The organism is Tardiphaga sp. 215_C5_N2_1 (genome assembly GCF_052076055.1).
GTDB classification, from domain to species: Bacteria; Pseudomonadota; Alphaproteobacteria; order Rhizobiales; family Xanthobacteraceae; genus Tardiphaga; species Tardiphaga robiniae.
In genome coordinates this window covers 5,654,611-5,675,449 of sequence record NZ_CP197240.1, presented here as the reverse complement: position 1 = coordinate 5,675,449, position 20,839 = coordinate 5,654,611, and the positions used below count along the sequence as shown (strand labels likewise).

General features: G+C 62.3%; 18 protein-coding genes and 1 riboswitch. Of the genes, 3 read left to right on the top strand and 15 right to left on the bottom strand.

What is annotated here, in order from left to right; genetic code table 11:
- Positions 1-35 precede the first annotated feature (35 nt).
- Genes glcF through AB7828_RS26925 form a run of 3 tightly spaced genes read right to left on the bottom strand, consistent with a single transcriptional unit; the run spans position 36 to position 4,106 of the window.
- The gene (glcF, locus tag AB7828_RS26935; protein WP_441231655.1) at positions 36-1,349 is read right to left on the bottom strand and encodes a glycolate oxidase subunit GlcF; all 1,314 of its coding nucleotides are present in this window, start codon (positions 1,347-1,349) and stop codon (positions 36-38) included.
- 12 nt (positions 1,350-1,361) lie between these two features.
- Positions 1,362-2,600 carry an FAD-binding protein gene (locus tag AB7828_RS26930; RefSeq protein WP_441231654.1) on the bottom strand — a complete coding sequence of 413 codons (1,239 nt, stop codon included), beginning with the start codon at positions 2,598-2,600 and terminating at the stop codon, positions 1,362-1,364.
- A gap of 12 nt (positions 2,601-2,612) precedes the next feature.
- Positions 2,613-4,106: an FAD-linked oxidase C-terminal domain-containing protein gene (locus AB7828_RS26925; protein ID WP_441231653.1), complete on the bottom strand. Its 1,494-nt coding sequence runs from the start codon at positions 4,104-4,106 to the stop codon at positions 2,613-2,615.
- A 203-nt stretch (positions 4,107-4,309) separates the two neighbouring features.
- Here AB7828_RS26925 and cycA point away from each other — a divergent pair, with 203 nt between their 5' ends.
- The gene (cycA, locus tag AB7828_RS26920; RefSeq protein ID WP_439062291.1) at positions 4,310-4,705 is read left to right on the top strand and encodes a cytochrome c-550 CycA; all 396 of its coding nucleotides are present in this window, start codon (positions 4,310-4,312) and stop codon (positions 4,703-4,705) included.
- A 68-nt stretch (positions 4,706-4,773) separates the two neighbouring features.
- Here cycA and AB7828_RS26915 read toward each other — a convergent pair whose 3' ends face one another.
- From AB7828_RS26915 to AB7828_RS26895, 5 genes are all read right to left on the bottom strand, one after another.
- Positions 4,774-5,448 carry a TetR/AcrR family transcriptional regulator gene (locus AB7828_RS26915; protein ID WP_092139147.1) on the bottom strand — a complete coding sequence of 225 codons (675 nt, stop codon included), beginning with the start codon at positions 5,446-5,448 and terminating at the stop codon, positions 4,774-4,776.
- Positions 5,449-5,619: 171 nt separating this feature from the next.
- On the bottom strand, positions 5,620-5,937 hold the full coding sequence (locus tag AB7828_RS26910) for an AzlD family protein (RefSeq protein ID WP_089261953.1): 318 nt from the start codon (positions 5,935-5,937) through the stop codon (positions 5,620-5,622).
- Complete coding sequence (locus AB7828_RS26905) at positions 5,934-6,683, bottom strand: AzlC family ABC transporter permease (protein ID WP_441231652.1); 750 nt, start codon at positions 6,681-6,683, stop codon at positions 5,934-5,936. Before AB7828_RS26905 ends, AB7828_RS26910 begins: the two co-directional genes overlap by 4 nt.
- 111 nt (positions 6,684-6,794) lie before the next feature.
- Complete coding sequence (locus tag AB7828_RS26900; protein WP_439057260.1) at positions 6,795-7,919, bottom strand: ribonucleotide-diphosphate reductase subunit beta; 1,125 nt, start codon at positions 7,917-7,919, stop codon at positions 6,795-6,797.
- A 139-nt stretch (positions 7,920-8,058) separates the two neighbouring features.
- Positions 8,059-10,989, bottom strand: a complete 2,931-nt coding sequence (locus AB7828_RS26895; protein WP_441231651.1) for a ribonucleoside-diphosphate reductase subunit alpha — start codon at positions 10,987-10,989, stop codon at positions 8,059-8,061.
- Positions 10,990-11,108: 119 nt separating this feature from the next.
- Positions 11,109-11,323, bottom strand: a riboswitch (cobalamin riboswitch).
- A gap of 189 nt (positions 11,324-11,512) precedes the next feature.
- Here AB7828_RS26895 and AB7828_RS26890 point away from each other — a divergent pair.
- On the top strand, positions 11,513-11,635 hold the full coding sequence (locus AB7828_RS26890) for a hypothetical protein (RefSeq protein WP_441231650.1): 123 nt from the start codon (positions 11,513-11,515) through the stop codon (positions 11,633-11,635).
- 67 nt (positions 11,636-11,702) lie between these two features.
- Here the strand turns inward: AB7828_RS26890 and AB7828_RS26885 are convergent, their stop codons facing one another.
- Complete coding sequence (locus AB7828_RS26885; RefSeq protein ID WP_441231649.1) at positions 11,703-12,662, bottom strand: GlxA family transcriptional regulator; 960 nt, start codon at positions 12,660-12,662, stop codon at positions 11,703-11,705.
- 172 nt (positions 12,663-12,834) lie between these two features.
- Between AB7828_RS26885 and AB7828_RS26880 the strand changes: the two genes are divergently transcribed.
- Positions 12,835-13,476 (top strand): HD domain-containing protein, encoded by a 642-nt coding sequence (locus AB7828_RS26880; protein WP_441231648.1) that lies wholly within the window; start codon positions 12,835-12,837, stop codon positions 13,474-13,476.
- Here AB7828_RS26880 and AB7828_RS26875 read toward each other — a convergent pair.
- The 6 genes from AB7828_RS26875 to AB7828_RS26850 all read right to left on the bottom strand — a co-directional run bounded on the left by AB7828_RS26875 (position 13,448) and on the right by AB7828_RS26850 (position 20,716).
- On the bottom strand, positions 13,448-14,644 hold the full coding sequence (locus AB7828_RS26875) for a glycosyltransferase family 87 protein (RefSeq protein WP_441231647.1): 1,197 nt from the start codon (positions 14,642-14,644) through the stop codon (positions 13,448-13,450). The two genes, AB7828_RS26880 and AB7828_RS26875, sit on opposite strands and share 29 nt — an antisense overlap.
- A gap of 165 nt (positions 14,645-14,809) precedes the next feature.
- The gene (gene ftsH, locus AB7828_RS26870; RefSeq protein WP_089261969.1) at positions 14,810-16,726 is read right to left on the bottom strand and encodes an ATP-dependent zinc metalloprotease FtsH; all 1,917 of its coding nucleotides are present in this window, start codon (positions 16,724-16,726) and stop codon (positions 14,810-14,812) included.
- A 233-nt stretch (positions 16,727-16,959) separates the two neighbouring features.
- The gene (tilS, locus tag AB7828_RS26865; protein WP_441231646.1) at positions 16,960-17,991 is read right to left on the bottom strand and encodes a tRNA lysidine(34) synthetase TilS; all 1,032 of its coding nucleotides are present in this window, start codon (positions 17,989-17,991) and stop codon (positions 16,960-16,962) included.
- Positions 17,992-18,038: 47 nt separating this feature from the next.
- Positions 18,039-19,046 carry a tol-pal system protein YbgF gene (gene ybgF, locus AB7828_RS26860; protein WP_441231645.1) on the bottom strand — a complete coding sequence of 336 codons (1,008 nt, stop codon included), beginning with the start codon at positions 19,044-19,046 and terminating at the stop codon, positions 18,039-18,041.
- Between the two features lie 164 nt (positions 19,047-19,210).
- The gene (gene pal, locus AB7828_RS26855) at positions 19,211-19,705 is read right to left on the bottom strand and encodes a peptidoglycan-associated lipoprotein Pal (RefSeq protein ID WP_068733555.1); all 495 of its coding nucleotides are present in this window, start codon (positions 19,703-19,705) and stop codon (positions 19,211-19,213) included.
- A gap of 270 nt (positions 19,706-19,975) precedes the next feature.
- Entirely contained in the window at positions 19,976-20,716 is a 741-nt protein-coding gene (locus AB7828_RS26850) for an N-acyl amino acid synthase FeeM domain-containing protein (protein ID WP_374725695.1), read from the bottom strand.
- Positions 20,717-20,839 lie beyond the last annotated feature (123 nt).

Genomic DNA, 20,839 nt, shown 5'->3' with positions numbered 1-20,839 from the left:
GGCCAGTTTAACGCGGGGCCGTTGTCACAATTAGATCAGTTCAATCCTGGCCTGGGACCGCCTGTCGCCCAATCGAGTAGCTCAATCGTATGTACGACCGGGACTGACGTCCCTCCGGCGATCTGAACCATGCAGCCGATGTTGCCGGCAGCGATGATATCCGGCTTGACCATCGCGATGTTGGCGACCTTTCGATCGCGCAACCGGCCCGCAATATCAGGCTGGAGAATGTTGTACGTCCCCGCCGAACCGCAACACAAATGGCTCTCTGGGATATCTTTCACCACGAATCCATTCTTGGAAAGCAATTCTTTGGGAGCCTGTGTGATTTTCTGCCCATGCTGCAGCGAACACGCCGAGTGATAGGCGACGACAAGGTCGCTTTGTTTGTCAGGCTTCGGCAGATCCATGGCGCTGACATACTCGCTGATATCCTTCGCCAGCGCAGAGACCTTGGCGGCCGGCGCGGCGAACTCCGGGTCCTCGCGCAGCATGTAGCCATAGTCCTTGATAACGGTTCCACAGCCGGACGCCGTGACCAGGATGGCGTCGAGACCACCCCGGCCTGCCTCGCCGAGCCAGACGCCGATATTGGCCCTGGCCCGCGCCAGCGCATCCCCGTCGCGGCCGAGATGATGGGTCAGCGCACCGCAGCACTGTTCGTCCCGGACCAGCACGACCTCAACGCCATGGCGGGTCAAAAGGCTGATGGCGGCCTGGTTGATCCGCGGCGCCAGCACCTGCTGGGCGCAGCCCTGCAGGAGTGCGACCCGGCCCCGGCGAGCGCCGATGGCGGGAAAGACGCTGCCACCCAATGGACCGGCGGCGGGTAACTGTTTCGGCGCCATCGTCAGCATCGCCTTCACGCGGCTAAGCAAGTTCGGGTTGGATTGCTTGCTGGTCGAGGGCAGCAGCGCCGCCAGCGGCCGCGCCAGCCGGGCCATGGTCATGCTCAGGCGAAACAGACCGGGGCGTGGCAGTACCCAGGCCAGCACGTCACGCAGCAATCGCTCGGAAAGCGGCCGTCTGTAGTCCTTCTCGATCTTCACCCGCGCCTGATCGACGAGATGCATGTAGTTCACGCCGGACGGGCAGGTCGTCATGCAAGCGAGGCAAGAGAGGCAACGATCGACATGCTTGACCACCTCCTGAGTCGGCTTCTGATCCTTTTCCAGCATCTCCTTGATCAGGTAGATGCGGCCGCGCGGACTATCGAGTTCGTCGCCAAGCAGCACATAGGTCGGACAGGTCGCCGTGCAGAATCCGCAATGCACGCATTTGCGCAAAATCTTGTCGGCCTCGGCAATATCCGGATCGGCCAGCTGGGTCGGAGTGAATTCGGTTTTCATGTCGCGAGTCTTTCAAGTACCAAGGCCACGCGACATCCGGCCGCGATTGAGAATGGTCTTCGGATCGAAGCTGTGACGCACACGCTCGCCGAGCGCCGCGATGCCTTTGGGCTGCGGATGAAACACATCAACGGCACGGCGCACATCTTCCGGCGCGCGGATCAGCGTCGCATGGCCACCGGCTGCATTGACGAGCTTGCGGAGTTGCGCTGCTTGCGCATCAGCCGATGGCGGTAGTGCCGCCCAGATCAACCCGCCGCCCCAGTCATAGATGACCTCGCCTTGCGAGCCTTTGGCGATAGCTTGGCCAAGTGCACCGCCGGATGCCGGCGGCGTCACGATGCGCCACACCGGCCACATCGCACGCGGCCCGCTTGCCGCAAATGGCGTCACGTCACGAACAGCCGCCCACAATACCGCGGATGCAGCGTCTTCAAGTATCTCGGCCACGCCGAATGACTTCAGCGTCGTGCTCAGTGACACCGCACGCTGCGACGCGGACGCGGTGATGCCTTCAAGGCGGATCAGCGTGACCGACTGGTCGGGCGACGCGATTTCGCCAAGCGCCCCCTGCGTGGTGCGTAACGCCGAGCCCGGCAGATGCGCGGCACCTGAGACATCGAAGGGCGACCCCAGCGCTGCGGTCATCGCCTTGTTGGCCGCGATATCATCGAGCCCGCGCAGCACCAGGGTGCGCTCGCTCTCCGCGCGCGGCATCACCTTGAGCGTCACCTCCGTCATCACGGACAGCGTGCCCCACGCGCCGGCGAGCAGCTTGCAGACATCGTAGCCGGTGACATTCTTCACCACCCGGCCGCCGGCCTTGTAGCTGTCGCCGAAGCCGGAAACCGCATGCACGCCGAGCAAATGATCGCGCGCACCGCCGGCCTGAATGCGCCGTGGCCCGGCGAGCCCGGCCGAGATCATGCCGCCGATGGTGCCGATATCCGGCGTGCCCAGGAGCTGTGACGTGTTCATCGGCTCGAACGAAAACTGCTGATTCTTGGAATCGATCAGCGACAGCACGTCGGCCATCGGCGCGCCGGCCTGTACGGTGAGGATCAATTCGTTCGGCTCATAGGACGTCACGGCATTCAAGGCCGACACGTCGAGCACCGCATTGGTCGCCACCGGTTGGCCGACCATGCGCTTGCTACCATGACCGATGATCTCCAGCGGCTGCTCGCTGGCAATTGCCGCGCGCACCGCCTGCTCGACGTCCTGAGCGTCTCTGACTTTCAAAATATCCACGGATGCGTCCAACTAAAATCGCGGCAGATCGGGAAACGCCAGCTTGCCGCCATGCACATGTACGCGGCCAAGTTCGGCGCAGCGATGCAGTGTCGGAAACACCTTGCCGGGATTGAGCAGACCCTGCGAGTCGAAAGCGCATTTGATACGCTGCTGCTGATTGAGATCGACCTCGCTGAACATCTCCGGCATCAGGTCGCGCTTCTCGATGCCGACGCCGTGCTCGCCGGTCAGCACGCCGCCGACCTCGACGCACAGCCTCAGAATATCTGCGCCGAAGTCTTCAGCTAGCTGCAACTCGCCGGGCTTGTTCGCATCGTACAGGATCAACGGATGCAGATTGCCATCGCCGGCGTGAAACACATTGGCGACGCCAAGACCGTATTTGGCTGACATCTCCTTCATGCGGCGCAGCACCAGCGGCAAGGCCGCGCGAGGAATGGTGCCGTCCATGCAGAGATAATCCGGCGAGATACGACCGACGGCAGGGAAGGCCGCCTTGCGGCCGGACCAGAATAGCAGGCGTTCCTGTTCGGAGGTCGATATCTGGCAGGTGGTCGAGCCGCAGCCGAGCGCGATTTTCTCGACGCGCTTGATGAGTTCGTCGACTTCGACGCCTGGGCCGTCGAGTTCGATGATGAGCAGTGCTTCGACATCGAGCGGATAACCGGCATGAACGAATGCTTCCGCGGCGTGTATGGCGGGCTTGTCCATCATCTCCATGCCGCCGGGAATGATGCCGGCGCTGATGACATCGGCAACGCACTGGCCGGCCTGCTCGACCTCGGCAAAGCCGATCATCAACGCACGCGCCGTTTCCGGCTTCTGGAGGATGCGCACGGTGATTTCGGTGATGACACCCAGCAGACCTTCGGAGCCGGTGATGATCCCCATCAGGTCGTAGCCCGATGTCTCTGCGGTCTTGCCGCCGACGCGAATGACTTCGCCCGACATCAATACGATCTCGCAGCCGAGCAGATTGTTGGTGGTCATGCCGTATTTGAGGCTGTGCACGCCGCCGGAATTCTCCGCGACATTGCCGCCGATCGAGCACGCGATCTGCGACGACGGATCCGGCGCGTAGTAAAAGCCCGCATGCGCCACCGCCTGGCTGATGGCGAGATTGGTGACGCCGGGCTCGACGACGACGGCGCGGTTGTCGAAATCGATCTCGCGCACGCGCTTGAACTTGCCGAGACCAAGCAGTACCGCGTCGGCCAGCGGCAGCGCGCCACCAGACAGCGACGTGCCCGAGCCGCGCGGCACCACCTTGATGCCGTTCTCGTGACAATATTTCAGAACTTTGGAGACCTGTTCAGTCGTATCGGGCAACACGACGACCATCGGCGGCTGGCGATAGGCCATCAGCCCATCGGACTCATAGGGCAGCATTTCCGCAGCGCTGGAGATCACGCCCTCGCCCGGCACCAGCTTGTGCAGCGCAGCGACAATGGCCTCGCGCCTTGCGAGGACAGCCTGATCCGGCGCGGGCATCATGATGGTCATTGAACGCGCACTCCCGAAGATCGCAGCGATCACTCGGCTGCTTTGCCATGAATCAACCACGTCCGTGTGGCTTTGGGTAGCTTACCAAAGCATGACGCGTCGCATGGTGCCGGAACGCGCGGCAGCCGCCATCGCACTTGTGGACTACTCGGAGCGTGTGCAACAAACTAAGCTGGAAAGCCAACCAACAAAAAGAGCCATCCATGAAGTCTGTCACTTTCGGCGCCCTGATCGTCCTTGCCGCCTCGACCGCCTCCTCCTTCGCACTTGCACAGGACGTCGCCGCCGGGAAATCCTCCTTCAACAAGTGCCTCGCCTGCCACGCCGTTGGCGAAAACGCCAAGAACAAGGTCGGTCCGGAACTCAACGGGTTGAACGGCCGCAAATCCGGCGTCGCCGAGGGCTATTCCTATTCGGACGCCAACAAGAATTCCGGCATTACCTGGGATGAAGCGACGTTCAAGGAATACATCAAGGACCCGAAGGCCAAGATTCCGGGCACCAAGATGGCCTTTGCCGGCATCAAGAAGGAGTCCGAGGTCAACGACCTGTGGGCCTTCCTCGCGCAGTTCGACAAGGACGGCAAAATCAAGCCGTAAGCGCTGAAGCCTTTTGGTTTGACGCGGTTTCTTGATGCGAACCGGTGCCCACTGCGCTTGAAAACGCGCTAGGCGCCGGCCGCCATCTTGGTCGGCAGCACGGCCTGCACCACAAGCCCGCGTGCGCGGGCATCCATCACGCCGACGGCGCGCAGCGCCAGCAGCGTGACGGTCTGCACCGCGTCACGCAGCTTGGCCTGATCTTCGAGATTGTCGGGAGCCATTGGCCCGACCAGCGCTTCATGCAACGCGCCAAGCAGTGCGGCGGCTGCGAGCGCCGTATCCTGCGCCGGCAAATGACCGGCGCGAATAGCGGCCGCAATGCGGGATTCGATCTCACCGGCGATCTCGCGGCGGCTAGCCAGTCGCGACTCCGTCACATCGACCTCGACCGGCTCGGCCAGGATGCCCCACGACAATTTGCGGTGTGACACGACATGCACGGCGACCGTGGTCACCGCAGCGGCGAGCGCCGATGACGGTCCCGGCGCGGCATCCGCAGCACGGCGGATCGCCGCGAGTTCGTCGCGCGAGACATCAGCGATGAGTTCGGAAATCAGGTCGGCCTTGGACGGGAAATACCGATAAACCGTGCCCGCCGCGACATTGGCGCGAACCGCAACCGGCGCAATCTGAACCGCCGCCATGCCACCTTCGGCACAGGTTTCGCGTGCCGCCGCCAGAATGGCGCTGCGCCGCGCCGCAAGCCGCTTCACGACTTGATGGGTCCGTCGGTAAACCATGAGCGTCTCATCCCCGGCACCCCTTGGCCAACCTGACGGCTGTCACAAATAAGGCGCGTAACTTCAAGGTTTTGAGCGAGCTTGAGGGTGCCCGCGATAAGAACTGAACACTAGTTCAGACTCGTTGACAAGGTGTTTTGCGCATAGCGGGATTCAACTTTTCGGGTAGACCTAGCCGCCAAAACCGAGCGCGCGGGCGGCCGCGGCTACCGCCATGCCGGTGATGACGGCAATGAAGTCGTTGCGGCGGATGATGGTCACGGCCATTGCGGCGAGGATCGCGAAAACCACCACCGGCCCGCCATTGACGGCCACGGGCAGCGCGGCGGCGACGATGATCGAGCCCGGCAATGCATCGAGCATCCGCCGCACCCGCGGCGTGACATTGACGTAGCCCATCAGCCAGTAGCCTCCGAGGCGCGAGGCCACTGTGACCGCCGTCATGACAGCAAAAGCGACCATCACATCGCTGCGCAAAAATTCCGTCATGCGGACACGCCCGCCGGATGTTGCGGTTCGGGTTCGTCCATGAGCCCGGCACTGATCGCTCCCGATAGCGCGCCGGCGATGATGAACCACCAGCCCGGCACCAACCAATGCACCGCGAGGGCAACGACGCCCGACACGACCCAAGGAATGGCACGGCGGGGGCCCTTCCATGCGGGCACCAGCATCGCGGCATAGAAGGCCGGCATCACCAGATCGACGCCATACTTTCTCGGGTCAGTGAGTTGTTCGGCCAGCAGGAAACCGGGGATGGCCGAGAACAGCCAGGTAAAATACAGCACGATACCGCCGCCGAGATAGAACGACGCATCGGCCCCGCCATGATCGCGATAGCGCATCGCGGCGAGCCAGCCGCCATCGGTGACCAGCAGCATCGACGGATAGGCCTGCCATGCGGGCAACGTGCCGAACCACGGGCGCAGTGTCGCGCTCATCAGGAAAAAACGGATGTTCACGGTGAGCGTCAACAGCGCCAGCGTCGCGATCGCACCCGGCGTCAAAACATCAGGCCATGATTGCACCGCAACAAATTGCGATAGCCCGCCATAGACCGTCGCCATCATCACTTCGACTTCGGCAAGCGTGAGGTTCTTCTGCGCACACAGCGCACCGAATGCCATGCCGAAAGCGAGCGTGCCGGGCAGCATCGGACCGATGGCAATGATGCCAGGCACGATGGCGGCCTTCGACCAATAGGCTGGTGCTTTCGGGATGTGGCTGGAATGCATCGACTGATCCGCGTGACGCCCGCAGGCCAATCATGCCTGCGGGTCTCACGCGATCAGGTCAAGCGATGCGGATTCATATGCGCCATGCAGCTGCGGATATGAGACCAAAGACTACTCCCAGTTCAGCGCGCCACCATTCTGGTATTCGATCACCCGGGTCTCGAAGAAGTTTTTCTCCTTCTTCAGATCCATGGCTTCCGACATCCACGGGAACGGATTTTCTGTCTCGTTGAACACCGGCGCGAGACCGATCTGGGCGCAGCGACGGTTGGCGATGAAGTGCATATAGGTTTCGCACAGCGCCGCATTCAGTCCGAGGAAGCCGCGCGGCATGGTATCCCGCCCATAGGCCGCCTCGAGCTCGGCCGCGGTGCGGATCATGTCGCGGATTTCCTCCTGGAACGCCTTGGTCCAGAGGTGCGGATTCTCGATCTTGATCTGGTTGATGACATCGATGCCGAAATTCAGGTGAATGGATTCATCGCGCAGGATGTATTGATACTGTTCGGCGATGCCGACCATCTTGTTGCGGCGGCCGAGCGACAGGATCTGCGCGAAACCCGTGTAGAACCACATGCCCTCGAAGATCACGTAGAACGCCACGAGGTCACGCATGAAGGCCTGATCGGTCTCAGGCGTGCCGGTCTTGAAGTCGGGATCGTCGAGATGCTGGGTGTGCTTGAGCGCCCAAGCGGCCTTCTCGGTGATCGACGGCACCTCGCGATACATGTTGAACAGCTCGCCCTCATCGAGGCCGAGACTCTCGACGATGTACTGGAAGGTGTGCGTATGCACCGCCTCCTCGAACGACTGCCGCAACAGATACTGGCGGCATTCCGGATTGGTGAGATGGCGATAGATCGCCAGCACGATATTGTTGGCGACGAGACTCTCCGACGCAGCGAAGAATCCGAGATTGCGTTTGATGGCGCGGCGTTCGTCTTCAGTAAGACCGTCGCGCGACTTCCACAGCGCGATATCCGCCTGCATCGAGACTTCGGTTGGCATCCAGTGATTGTTGCAGCCGGCGAGATACTTCTCCCACGCCCATTTGTATTTCAGCGGCAGCAGCTGATTGACGTCGGCGCGGCAGTTGATCATCCGCTTCTCGTCCACCGAGACGCGGCCGCCGGAGCGGTCGATGGTGCCGAGACCCGTGGCGTCGGTGGGAGATTGCGGGATCGGGATGAAGGCGGGGGTTTTGGGAGCGGATGAGGTATCGGACCAGTCGAGCATGGGTGTTCCTGGAAATAGCTGAGTTTGATCGGTCGTCATTGCGAGCGAAGCGAAGCAATCCAGAAGGCCGCGAGCGCGGAAAGAACTGGATTGCTTCGTCGCTGCGCTCCTCGCAATGACGGCGGAGAGAACGCTGCCTTTACTGGCACGCCTCGCATTCGGGGTTGTCGATCGAGCATGCCATCGCGACATTCAGCTCCGGCGCCGTGACGGAAGACTGAACGAGGATCGGCGCACCGGCCGTCTTCGCTGCTGTGACCGTTGCCGACACGGCATTGAGCTTGCCGTCCGTGCCCTTCAGCGTCGACTTCTCCACATGCGTGGCACTGCGCGAGCGCAGGTAGTAGGTCGTCTTCAACCCCAGCGTCCAGGCCAGGCGATAGAGCTGGTCGAGCTTCTTGCCGGATGGATTGGCGATATAGAGATTGAGCGACTGCGCCTGATCGATCCACTTCTGCCGGCGCGACGCCGCCTCGATCAACCATGCGCTGTCGATCTCGAATGAAGTCGCATACAGCGCCTTGAGATCGTCGGGCACGCGATCGATCGATCCGACGCTGCCGTCGAAATATTTGAGGTCGGAGACCATCACCTCGTCCCACAGGCCCCTCTTTTTCAGATCGCGCACGAGGAAGGCGTTCACCACCGTGAAATCGCCCGACATGTTCGATTTCACATAGAGGTTCTGATAGGCCGGCTCGATCGACTGCGCGACGCCGCAAATGTTGGAAATCGTCGCCGTCGGCGCGATCGCCATCACGTTGGAATTGCGCATGCCGGTGGACTTCACGCGGTCACGCAGGCCGTTCCAGTCGAGCGTGGTCGAGCGATCCATCTGCACACCACCGCGGGCCTCCGCAAGGATCTCGATTGAGTCGATTGGCAGGATGCCGCGGCTCCACAGCGATCCCTCGAAGGACGGATAGCGGCCGCGCTCGGCGGCGAGATCGACCGACGCCGAGATGGAATAGAAGGCAATCGCCTCCATGCTGGTGTCGGCAAACGCCACGGCCGCATCCGATGCCATCGCGATGCCCTGCACCTGCAGCGCATCCTGGAAGCCCATCAGACCCAGACCGACCGGACGGTGCTTGAGGTTGGAACGGCGTGCTTCCGGGATGGTGTAGAAATTGATGTCGATGACATTGTCGAGCATCCGCATCGCCGTGGTCACGGTGCGCTTGAGCTGCGCATGATCCAGGCCGACTTTGCCGATGTGGTTCAGCAGATTGACCGAACCGAGATTGCAGACGGCCACTTCGTCGTCCGACGTGTTCAGCGTGATCTCCGTGCAGAGATTCGATGAATGGATCACGCCGGCATGCTGCTGCGGCGAACGCAGATTGCAGGGGTCCTTGAAGGTGATCCAGGGGTGGCCGGTCTCGAACACCATGGTCAGCATGCGGCGCCACAGGTCAGTTGCGCGCACTTTCTTGAACACGCGGATTTCTCCACGCGCGGCCTTTTCTTCGTAAGCCGCGTAACGCTCCGCGAATGGCTTGCCGTAGAGATCATGCAGTTCCGGCGTCTCGTCGGGCGAGAACAGCGTCCATTCGCCGTCGGCCTCGACGCGCTGCATGAACAGATCCGGCACCCAGTTGGCAGTGTTCATATCGTGCGTGCGGCGGCGGTCGTCGCCGGTGTTCTTGCGGAGATCGAGAAATTCCTCGATGTCGATGTGCCAGGTCTCGAGATAGGCGCAGACCGCGCCCTTGCGCTTGCCGCCCTGGTTGACGGCGATGGCCGTATCGTTGGCGACCTTGAGGAATGGCACCACGCCCTGGCTCTCGCCATTGGTACCCTTGATATGCGCGCCGAGACCGCGCACGCGCGTCCAGTCATTGCCGAGACCGCCGGAATATTTCGCCAGCAGTGCGTTGTCCTTCACCGACTTAAAGATGCCGTCGAGATCGTCGGCCACCGTCGTGAGGAAGCAGGACGACAGCTGCGGCCGCAGCGTGCCGGAATTGAACAGCGTCGGCGTCGAGGCCATGAAGTCGAACGACGACAGCAGGTTGTAGAATTCGATCGCGCGGGCTTCGCGGTCGATCTCGCGCAGCGCGAGGCCCATGGCAACGCGCATGAAGAACGCCTGCGGCAGTTCGATCCGATTGCCCTGCACATGCAGGAAGTACCGGTCATAGAGCGTTTGCAGGCCCAGGAACTGAAACTGGAGATCACCCTCCGGCTTCAGCGCTGCCGAGATTCGCTTGAGATCGAAGCGCGCGAGTTCGGGATCGAGCAGCTCGGCCGCAATGCCGGTCTTGATATAGGCGCCGAAATATTCGGCGTAACGCGTGGTCATGTCGGCCTGCGACGCGTGGGTCGGCGTGCCCCCGACAAAGGACAGGACTTCGGTACGCAGTTTGTCGAGGAGCAGGCGGGCGCTGACAAAGGTGTAGTTCGGCTCCTGTTCCACCAACGTGCGCGCGGCCATGATGCCGGCCAGTGCCAGCTCATCCAGCGTGATGCCGTCATAGAGATTGCGGCGCGTTTCCTCCAGCACGGGCGCGGCATCGACGCCGTCCAGGCCGGCGCAGGCCTCGTTGACGATCAGCGCCAGACGCGCCGAATCGAGCGGCGCACGGGTGCCATTGGCGAGCGTGACATGCAGCACCGGTGCGCTGGAGACGAGCGCCGGCTTCGCGGCCAGTTCCTCGGCGCGGGTGCGAGCGCGCTCCTCGCGGTACAGCACATAGGCGCGGGCCACCTTGTGGTGCTCGCTGCGCATCAGCGCTAGCTCGACCTGATCCTGGACGTCCTCGATATGGAAGGTGCGCCCCTCACCGACGCGGCGCGTCAGTGCGGCCACGACTTCGCCGGTCAGCTGTTCCACCGCCTCATGGACGCGGCGCGAGGCCGCTGCCGTGTGGCCCTCGACCGCGAGGAAAGCCTTGGTCATGGCCACGGAAATCTTGCTGCCGTCGAACGGCGACACCGTGCCGTTGCGTCGGATGATCTGCATCGAGGGTTCGCGCGCAGGCGCAGCGAGCGTTTCCGGCGACAGTTGAATCAGCGGCGCATGAGCCGCATCGCGTCCGTTGGACAAAGCGGAAGAGGAAGTAGGCATCGGCAAGACCCCGTGTGATGCATCAAGTAATGGGGGCTGGGGCCGAAAGGACGCTGCAAAATACACGGCGGAGATCCGCCGGCATTGCCTGCAAGCGACCGCTGGGACACCCCGCCCATGGACGTTCTGGTGTCGCGGCAGGTCTCCTGGCTCGCAGGTCAATGTCTGTTTCAGCCTTCCCGATGCTTGCGCATCAGTGACTTCAATCGAAACAGACTCACTGCTTACAGTTGCGGGGGCAGCGCCGGAATATGACGCAAAACAGCGTCTTTACCGGCTTCCCTCTTAGCCACCAAGTCTTGCGACAGGGCGGACCGTGACATCTACATTTGGTGTGACCCGCGGTGAAGTGTCAAGCGGGCATTGAAGCCGAACGCAACAAATTCGGTAGGGCTGTTGGTTCAGTGGACAACCGCTTGTGTGGCGGAAACCGCGGGATCGTTGGCGGTTTCTGAACGATGCGATTCGTTGCCGCCGAGCACCGCGAAGCGCAGAACATCGTGATCAACCGATGGAGGATGCGATGCGCGACCTGATGACGACCACTGAAAGGATCAACTTCAACGCTTTCGTAGAGCGAGCGGGTGCGCTCACGGCGTTCGAGACGACGGAGCAGATCGCCCGGCGCGCCTCGACGAAATGCTGAACGAAGCGCTGATGGACAGCTTTCCTGCGAGCGATCCGATTTCTTCGCTGCAACTCGCCTGAGCGGATCAGACCGTGCGAAAGCTGGCCCGATAGTGGCTGGGTGTCAGGCCCAGCCGCCGCACGAAGACCTGACGCATATGTTCGGCGGTGGTGAAACCGGATTCATAAGCCACCACCTTCAGCGGCAGATCGCTGCCTTCGAGGCGGTTGCGTGCCGTGTCGATCCGGGCGCCCTCCACAAAATCTGCCGGCGTCATTTTGGTCTCGAGCTTGAACACCCGCGCGAAGGTGCGCGCGCTCATGCCCGCCACATCGGCCAGTTCATCCACGCTGTGCGCGTCACGCAGATGCGCCATGACATGGGCATGGACTCGCGCAATCGGTGAATCCGGCTCGGCCGGCGGTACCAGATAGGGACTGAATTGCGACTGGCCACCCTGGCGCTGCGCCACCACAACCAGACGCTTGGCTACGGCCAGGGCGACATCCGCGCCATGATCTTCCTGGACCAGCGCGAGACCCAAATCGATCCCTGCGGTGACACCGGCCGACGTCACCAGCGCGCCATCGCGGCTATAGATGCGATCGAACTCCACATGTGCCTTGGGGAAACGCAACGCCAATAGCGGCGCATTCTGCCAGTGCGTCGTCACCGTCTTGTCGTCAAGCAGGCCGGCATGACCAAGCGCAAATGCCCCGGTGCACACCGAACCGTAACGCCCCGCCTGGAGCGCCGTATTGGCCAGCCACTCTGTAAGCTGCGGGTCGGCCTCTGCCGTCGGCAGGCCAGGCCCGCCGGCCACCAGCACCAAATCCCAGGGTTTGTTCGCATCACTGAACGCCAGATCGGCGGATATCCGCAAACCGTTCGATGCACGTAGCGGCGCGCAGTCTGCAGCGACAAGTGTGATGTCGTAGCCGTCGCCCGGCGCGACGAAGCCATTGGCCTCCATGAACACATCAAGCGGACCGGCTACGTCCAGCGACTGGACGCCCGGAAAGATCGCAAGAGCAACAGTCTTCATGGTGATGCTTCATTCCATCGATGGCAGTGAACCCAAGCGTTACGGAACAGATAGTCGCCTTCCGGCAGGAAATCACGGGCGAATGGCAGCTTTGCAGGGCGCGGCGTGATTGCGAGGACACCGCCCGCCGGCGACAACGGACGCATCACAACAACCCTGCAAGGAGCATCCCATGAGCAAAACGATTGCCGGCATCAAAGTGCCCGACAGCGCCCTCGCCCGTCAGGTCGATCAGCTTGTGCGCGACACCGAAAGCGATCTTCTGTATCATCATTCCAATCGGGTTTTCCTGTTCGGCGCACTCGCCGGGCAGCGCAAGGGTCTCAAGGTCGATTCCGAGTTACTTTATGTCGGCGCGATGTTTCACGACATGGGTCTGCAGGCGCCCTATGCGAGTGAGGAGGAGCGCTTCGAGGTCGATGGCGCGAATGCTGCCGCGGACTTTCTGCGCAGCCACAGTATCGATGAGCGCGACATCGACGATGTCTGGGACGCCATCGCGCTTCACACGACACCGGGCATTCCCAAGCACAAGCGGCCCGTGGTGGCGCTCGTGACAGCGGGTGTCGAGATGGATGTGTTGGGTCTTGAGTACGAGGCCTTCACCGCACATCAGCGCCATGAAGTCTGCGCGTGCCATCCACGTGGCCATGACTTCAAGAACGGGATCATCGATGCGTTCGCTGCGGGGACGATCCACAAGCCGGACACGACCTTTGGCAACGTGAAGGCTGACGTGCTGGCGCTCCGCGACCCCACCTACAAGCGCGGGAATTTCTGCAGCATCATCCTGAACTCCGCGTGGGGCGAATAGACTCCCGCACGCGCATGGCGATCAACGCTGCCACCAGCAGCGTTGCGCCAAAACCCGTGGGGGCGCCCAGGAATGGATAGACGATCAGCAGCACAGCTGCGAGGCCGAGCACGGGCAGTTCGTGACCGCGAAAGCCTTCGGCGAGACCGATACGGGCGATGAAGCCGATGGCAATCGCAAGCACCATCACGTCGTACAGGAAAAGGTAGGGCGTCGTGAGCAAGGCGCCGACTGCCAGCGCAGCGGCTTTCAGTTCATAGCGCACGCTGCTGCGCCACAACGGCACCAGCACCGCTACGACGGCACCAATCATGATCCACTGGAACGTCCAGGCCAGCGGCTCGCTGCCGTCGAAATAGCGCACCAGTGCAAAGATGCTCTGCATCTTGCCCCATGGCGCGCGGCCTTCGGTGAGGAAGGCCTGCGAGAACATCGGCATCCAGTGAATAAACGCCTGCCAGCTCTCGGTGCCGAAAGCGAGCCACGACACCGCGGCCAGCAGCACGGTGGTGATGCCTGCGCTGACAAACGCCTTCCATTGCGACGCTGCGATCAGCATCAGCGGAAACAGGAAACCATATTGCGGCTTGTAGCTGAGCAGACCCAGACAGATTCCCGACAGGATCGGCCGCGTCGGCAGCAGCAGCAGCATGCCGCCGATCAGCGCCGCGGTCAGAAATCCATTCTGCCCGACAAGGCCGTTGGTCATCACCACCGGAAAAGCCGCAGCCAATAAAAGGCCGAAGGGACGACCGACGATCGCACGCATCGCCGCCAGATACGGCACGAAGCTGACCGCAGCCCAGCCGGCAAAAGCTACAGCATAAGGCAGCTTTGCGAGCAGTGCCGCGATGAACAGGAACGGCGGCGGATAATGCCAGGCGAAATTGCCAGGATAGCTCTGACCGAGAACCGCAATCTGGACCTTTTTCTGGATGTCCCAGTCATAAGCCCAAGCCGGATGACCATCGAGCACCAATCGCCCGGCAGACCACACATTGACGAAATCGGTGGGCGAGCCGAGGCCGTCTTCATAGATCCAGCCGCGACCGTAGAAGGTCGGGAAGAAGGCGAGATGCAGCATCGTCAGGATCGTGCAGACGATCAGCAGCGCCGGCGGAACAGGGCCACGCCCGGGTGTCGAAGTCATCGTGAGCGGCGCTGGCATAGGGTCCCCAATGCGCATCAAGGGCGCCGGGCGACAGTGCCGATGGAAGTTTGAGGAAGGTTTAAGTGGGACGTGGTCCCCGCATCGGGCCTCGCTCCATTCGAGCTACAGATAACAAAAAACGCGGCCTTTCGGCCGCGTTTTGCATGTTTGCGTGTGACGACTTTACGCCTGCGGCTGCGGCTCCAGGCCACCGTCCGGACGCGGGCGCGGCTTGCCAGCGGGCGGCACAGCCGAGGTGCGCGGGCCCGACGGCTCCAGCACCGACTCGCGGTTCGGCTTCTTGCCGTTCAGCAAATCCGTGATCTCGTCGCCCGAGAGGGTTTCGAATTCGAGCAAGCCCTTGGCCAGCGTTTCGAGGTCATCGCGCTTCTCGGTGAGGATCTTGGTCGCTTCGTCATAGCCTTCGGCGACCAGACGCTTCACTTCGGAGTCGATCTTCTGCGCCGTGGATTCCGAGACCGCCTGGGTACGGTTCATCTGCATGCCGAGGAAGACTTCGTCGTTGTTCTCGCCATACGACACCGTACCGAGTTCTTCCGACAGGCCCCAGCGCGTCACCATCATGCGAGCCAAGCGCGTGGCCTGCTCGATGTCAGAGGACGCACCCGAGGTGACCTTGTTGCGGCCGAAGATCAATTCTTCAGCAACGCGGCCGCCCATCATGATGGCGAGGCGCGAGGTCATCTGCTCCAGGGACATCGACATCTTGTCGCGTTCCGGCAGCTGCATGACCATGCCGAGCGCACGGCCGCGCGGAATGATAGTCGCCTTGTGGATCGGGTCGGTGGCGATGACGTTGAGGCCGACGATGGCGTGACCGCCTTCGTGATAGGCCGTCAACATCTTCTCTTCCTCGGACATCACCAGCGACTTGCGCTCGGCGCCCATCATCACCTTGTCCTTGGCCTCTTCGAACTCGCTCTGCGTCACCATACGCTTGTTACGGCGCGCGGCGGTCAGGGCGGCTTCGTTGACGAGGTTCATCAGGTCCGCGCCGGAGAAACCGGGCGTGCCGCGAGCGATGGTCTTGAGGTTGATATCCGGCGCCAGCGGCACCTTGCGGACATGGACCTTGAGGATCTGCTCGCGGCCGACGACGTCCGGATTCGGTACCACGACCTGACGGTCGAAACGGCCGGGACGCAGCAGCGCGGGATCCAGCACGTCAGGACGGTTGGTGGCGGCAATCAGGATCACGCCTTCATTGGCTTCGAAGCCGTCCATCTCGACCAGCAACTGGTTGAGGGTCTGTTCGCGCTCGTCATTGCCGCCGCCGAGACCGGCGCCACGATGACGACCGACGGCGTCGATTTCGTCGATGAAGATGATGCAGGGCGCGTTCTTCTTGGCCTGCTCGAACATATCACGCACACGGGATGCGCCGACGCCGACGAACATTTCGACGAAGTCCGAACCCGAAATGGTGAAGAACGGCACATTGGCTTCGCCCGCGACCGCACGCGCGATCAGCGTCTTACCGGTGCCGGGGGGGCCGACCAGCAGCACGCCGCGCGGGATACGTCCGCCGAGGCGCTGATACTTGCCGGGGTCGCGCAGGAATTCGACGATTTCCTGCAGATCCTGCTTGGCTTCGTCGACGCCGGCGACGTCCTCGAAGGTGACGCGGCCGTGGGCCTCCGTCAGCATCTTGGCGCGCGACTTGCCGAAGCCCATCGCCTTGCCGGCGCCGCCCTGCATCTGGCGCGACAGGAAGATCCACACGCCGATCAGCGCGATGAACGGCAGCCATGACACGAGCAGCGACACGAACCACGGCACGTTGTCGCCCGGAGCCTTCGCGGTGATCGAGACCTTGGCGTCATACAGACGCTTGATCAGGGTCGGATCGCTCGGGGCATAGGTCTGGAAGCTGGAGCCGTTGGTGAAGGTGCCGTGAATCTCGGGACCCTGGATTACGACATCGCGGACGTGATTTTGATCAACTTCGGTGAGGAGCTGCGAGAACGAAATGTCCTGCGAGGCGGTGCGCTGACCAGGATTCTGGAAAAGCGTGAACAGCGCCAGCAGCAACAAAACGATAATGACCCAGAGGGCAAAATTGCGCAGGTTCGCGTTCATCGATCTTCCTTCGTCGCCGCGCGAAATCGCGGCCTTATTCCCTTGTGGGTCGCCACAAGGGTTCACCCTGGGTCGGTCGGATACAATCTAGGTGCGACCGAGGGCGCTGCCAAGGGAACTGGGATGGACTATTTAACGCATCTACGCGCATTTCCGGTTCAAATAATGGCAGTGCTGACAGGGTTTTCCCACGGTGGTTAAGGTACTGTGGGGCCACAGGTAGCTCTTTGCACTCAATCGGCGCGACGACGCCTGGGCGGCGCCGGAACGATTCTCAGGCGGTCCTGCGTCAGCGTGATCATGGCACCGGCGAGCGTCTGCTTCAGCAGAGTACCTTTCCCGCCCGATCGCGTGGCCTGAACCATGGCGAATACAAGCGTTTCGACCTTGCCGAGCTCGGCCGGCCCTTCGTGCCCGACCTGATCGATCATCCGCAGCAACAACCGAACGCGAATTTCCTCCGCCAGCCCCGCAAATGCTCCCGCATCGATGGCTTCGGGCACCCTGCCCGGGCTGTGCAGTGCCAGAAACCGCTCTGCCCCGTCGACCATCAGTTCCAGCGCAGCATCGGCACGCCGGAGCCGCGTCGCCAGCCGGGCGAGATTGCGCGAATCGAAGCCCTCGGACGCCAGCGCCGGCATCAGCGCCCGCAGCCGCGGGCGGGTGTAGCTTGGGTCGGAATTACTGGGATCGGTCGCGAAGTCGATTTTCGCTTTGGTCAGCGTAGTAACAAGCTGCGCCTTCGCGATGTGCAAAAAGGGACGCGCGAGCTGGATGCCGTCACGCTCGGTCAGCCGCGCCATGCCCGCGAGGCCGGCAATGCCGCTGCCGCGCGCCATCCGCATGAGGAGGGTCTCGGCCTGATCGTCGCGGGTATGGGCAGTCAGTACATGGAATGCTCCGACGCTGCGCGCGGCCTTGGCGAGCAGCAGATAGCGCGCATCGCGGGCCGCGGCAGGCAGTCCGGTTTTCGGCTTGGCGCCAGTCCAGCGGAGAGTGCGGTGAGGAATATCGAGAGATGCCGCGAGCCGCTTCACGTCGCGGGCCTCGCGGGCCGCTTCAGGTCGTAAACCATGGTCGATGGTCACGGCAATAAGATCGGGGCCGCGTTTGAGCGCACGCCGCCAACGCGCGGCGAGCCACATCAGGGCGACGGAATCAGGACCGCCGGACACGGCCAGGACCAATGCTGGCGCGGACGCCCAGTCAGCGAATAGCTGTTTCGCCATCTGGGCCGAAATCGGCGACTGGTCGTCGTCGGACATGCGCGTCAGAACCGGTTGCGACCCGGCTGATTGTCCGGGTCGATCACCTAGCACTTAACGCGTTTTTGCTCGCGGTCCACGCCCTGTTTCACGCCGGCCGAGGCACGGGGATATTTCCGTGTCACTTCACCGAAGGCGGCACAGGCGGCTTCCTTTTCCTTCAGCGCGGCCAGCGACTGGCCAAGCCGCAGCAAGGCATCGGGAGCCTTGGCGGAGGTGTCGTATTTCGTAGTCACGCCCAGGAATGTCTCAGCGGCATCGCGATATTTCTGGCGCTGGAAGAAACTCTCGCCGAGCCAATACTGCGAATCCGCAATCATTGGATCACCGGGATATTTCTGGGCGAAGTTGCGCATGGTCTCTTCAGCCAGCGCATAATCACGACGCTGCATATAGCCGATGCCGAGATCGAACTCGTCCTTCGGGGTCGCGCCCGGCGGCAAGGTCGTCAGTGCTGGCGCCGCTCCGCCGGGGGCGGCATTGCCCAGCGGGAGCGGCTCGCCGGCCCCACGACCGCCCGGCGCACCGACCGGTGCGTTTGCGGGCATCGGCTGTTGGCCACCGCCGAGTGCACGCGGCACGCCCGGCGCGTTCGGGTTCGCATTGGGATCGAACGCATCGTTACGACGGCCAGCGCGAGGAGCCGGCGCGGGATCCTGAGCAATTGGTGCAGGAGCCGCGATCTGCGGCTGTTGCTGATTGTAACCGGGCTGCGGCGCCTGCTGCACTGGGGCGGCAGCGATATTGGGCCGGCCACCGGCAGCACTGGAAGGCGCACCGGCCGGGGCGCCGCCAGCCTGCAACTGCCGAAGCTGATCTTCGAGCTGGCGGTTACGGAACTGCAGCTCCTCGTTCTGGCCGGTGAGCTGCCGCAGCTGGTTCTGCAACCGCTCGATCTGCAAGCCCTGATCGGCATCGTCGTCGCCCGACTGCTGGCCGTAGCCCTGCTGACGGGGAGCCGGTTGACCGAACAACTGCGCCCAAACCGGCGAAGCCGTGACGAGCAGCATGGAGACGAGTGCAGCGCCGGCGAGCGAATGAGATCTGGATGACATTTGAGCCTGAAAATGACCGGTTTCGCGCCCCATTGGCGCGCATCACGATGAGGATTTCACTACGCCAAAAATGTGACTTTCGACAGCGACAAAGGCGCCCGTTGAAAACAAAAACGGCGCCTGCCCCGGGGGCAGACGCCGTTTTGTTTGATATCAGACGTCGCTTACGCGCCGGCGTTCAGCACGGTGACCGCACGGCGGTTCTGCGACCAGCACGAGATGTCGTTACACACCGCGACCGGACGTTCCTTGCCGTAGGAGATGGTGCGCATCCGGCTGGCATCGATCCCGCGCGACGCCAGGAAGGTGCGAACCGACTGGGCACGGCGGGCGCCGAGCGCAATATTGTATTCGCGGGTGCCGCGCTCGTCCGCATGACCTTCGATGGTGAAGGAATAGCGGTTGTACTGCTGCAGCCACTGCGCCTGCTTGTCCAGGGTCGCGATCGCCTGCGGCGACAGTTCGGTCTGATCGCTCTCGAAGAACACGCGATCGCCGACATTGACGACGAAGTCCTGCTGGCTGCCCGGCGTGGCGGCATTGGCCATCGCGCCATCGGCACCCAAACCATTCTTGTTGGCGCAGGCGCCCATCGACAGCGCCACGGCCAGCACTGCAGCCAGTTTTAATCCCTGGAGGATACGCATCTGATGCTTCATTCCCGGAGCCTCCACGCTCACGCTTTACCCAACTGTCATTCGGTCTACAGGGCGTTGGTTAAGCGAACGTTCCGTCAACCTTGATGAGGTGTTGCCAAAACCGATCAAAAGCCACAGGCCGCGAAAAAGCAACGACGTGGTTAATGGTTGGCAAATGTGGCGCGACGGTGAAGGTTCTGAGAAAGCAGCTGGTTTTAGGCAGAATCCCGCTGCAGGGACTGCTGAGAAAGTCAGCAATGACCGACGACGGGACTGTCGCCCCCTTCCCCTTCAGGTGCGGGGCAACACTGCGGCCTGGGCGATATGGAACTCGGATGAATGGAGATCCGGCGCCAGGGGCTCGCTCTTGCGCTCGAACAGAGCCCGCTGCTCGAAGAGACTGGAGCGGAAATGTGGGTAGCGCATGAAAATGCGTTCGCGCACCGCGGCATAGTCGGCCGCCATCAAGCATAGCGGCTTGGTCAGCGTCGGATAGGGCCGCGGCTCGCACATCGGCGTCTGCAGGAAAACCTTGCGATAGAACGCGCGATGCTCGGCGCGCACGGTCGCCGTCCCTATATCGGCTTTGAAATAGCCGCAGGCGACATAGCCCAGCCGAACCGTCATATAGGGCAGTTCAGGAAACTTGGTGCGGTTGTTCGGGTCGGCCACGAAGCGGTTCGGGTCGACGATGATCTTCCCTTTGTCCAGCTCGGGACGCAACAGGTCTCCGAATGCATCGACGGCAGGCGTTTCCGGATTGTCCGGCGTCGCTACGCTGACGCGCAGCGAACTGGCGAGCTCGCCATCAACGAATATCCCGAAAGTCCATGAATTCGGCAAATCATCGAAACGGTCGGCGAGACGGCGATCCGCGCGAGGCTCGATAGCCCCCTCATGGAGATAGGCTCTATAGCGCAGGCTATAGATCGCCTCTTTCTCAGCTTCGGTTTCGGCAAGACGGTAGTCAACCCGGTCGAGAATATCGCTGCGCTTCGAAGCTTCAGTCGCTTGATCGGCCGAAGCCATCATTCCGTCTCCTACGCACCAACGCCATGACTACGCGAGTAAGGAAAGGTTAAAGCTTTCTTAAAAGTTGTCAAAGGTTCTGCCACAATGTGGTTAACCCTTTTGGCCTATTCGGCGTGCGAAACG

Bases quoted from the DNA above. Each gene is read 5' to 3' on its own strand.
- AB7828_RS26905 (WP_441231652.1), bottom strand. From the start codon at position 6,683: ATGCATTCCAGCCACATCCCGAAAGCACCAGCCTATTGGTCGAAGGCC.
- AB7828_RS26895 (WP_441231651.1), bottom strand. From the start codon at position 10,989: ATGCCTACTTCCTCTTCCGCTTTGTCCAACGGACGCGATGCGGCTCAT.
- tilS (WP_441231646.1), bottom strand. From the start codon at position 17,991: ATGTCCGACGACGACCAGTCGCCGATTTCGGCCCAGATGGCGAAACAG.
- AB7828_RS26910 (WP_089261953.1), bottom strand. From the start codon at position 5,937: ATGACGGAATTTTTGCGCAGCGATGTGATGGTCGCTTTTGCTGTCATG.
- AB7828_RS26875 (WP_441231647.1), bottom strand. From the start codon at position 14,644: ATGCCAGCGCCGCTCACGATGACTTCGACACCCGGGCGTGGCCCTGTT.
- ybgF (WP_441231645.1), bottom strand. From the start codon at position 19,046: ATGTCATCCAGATCTCATTCGCTCGCCGGCGCTGCACTCGTCTCCATG.
- AB7828_RS26900 (WP_439057260.1), bottom strand. From the start codon at position 7,919: ATGCTCGACTGGTCCGATACCTCATCCGCTCCCAAAACCCCCGCCTTC.
- AB7828_RS26890 (WP_441231650.1), top strand. From the start codon at position 11,513: ATGCGCGACCTGATGACGACCACTGAAAGGATCAACTTCAACGCTTTC.
- AB7828_RS26885 (WP_441231649.1), bottom strand. From the start codon at position 12,662: ATGAAGACTGTTGCTCTTGCGATCTTTCCGGGCGTCCAGTCGCTGGAC.
- AB7828_RS26850 (WP_374725695.1), bottom strand. From the start codon at position 20,716: ATGATGGCTTCGGCCGATCAAGCGACTGAAGCTTCGAAGCGCAGCGAT.
- AB7828_RS26925 (WP_441231653.1), bottom strand. From the start codon at position 4,106: ATGACCATCATGATGCCCGCGCCGGATCAGGCTGTCCTCGCAAGGCGC.
- glcF (WP_441231655.1), bottom strand. From the start codon at position 1,349: ATGAAAACCGAATTCACTCCGACCCAGCTGGCCGATCCGGATATTGCC.
- pal (WP_068733555.1), bottom strand. From the start codon at position 19,705: ATGAAGCATCAGATGCGTATCCTCCAGGGATTAAAACTGGCTGCAGTG.
- AB7828_RS26915 (WP_092139147.1), bottom strand. From the start codon at position 5,448: ATGGTTTACCGACGGACCCATCAAGTCGTGAAGCGGCTTGCGGCGCGG.
- AB7828_RS26880 (WP_441231648.1), top strand. From the start codon at position 12,835: ATGAGCAAAACGATTGCCGGCATCAAAGTGCCCGACAGCGCCCTCGCC.
- ftsH (WP_089261969.1), bottom strand. From the start codon at position 16,726: ATGAACGCGAACCTGCGCAATTTTGCCCTCTGGGTCATTATCGTTTTG.
- cycA (WP_439062291.1), top strand. From the start codon at position 4,310: ATGAAGTCTGTCACTTTCGGCGCCCTGATCGTCCTTGCCGCCTCGACC.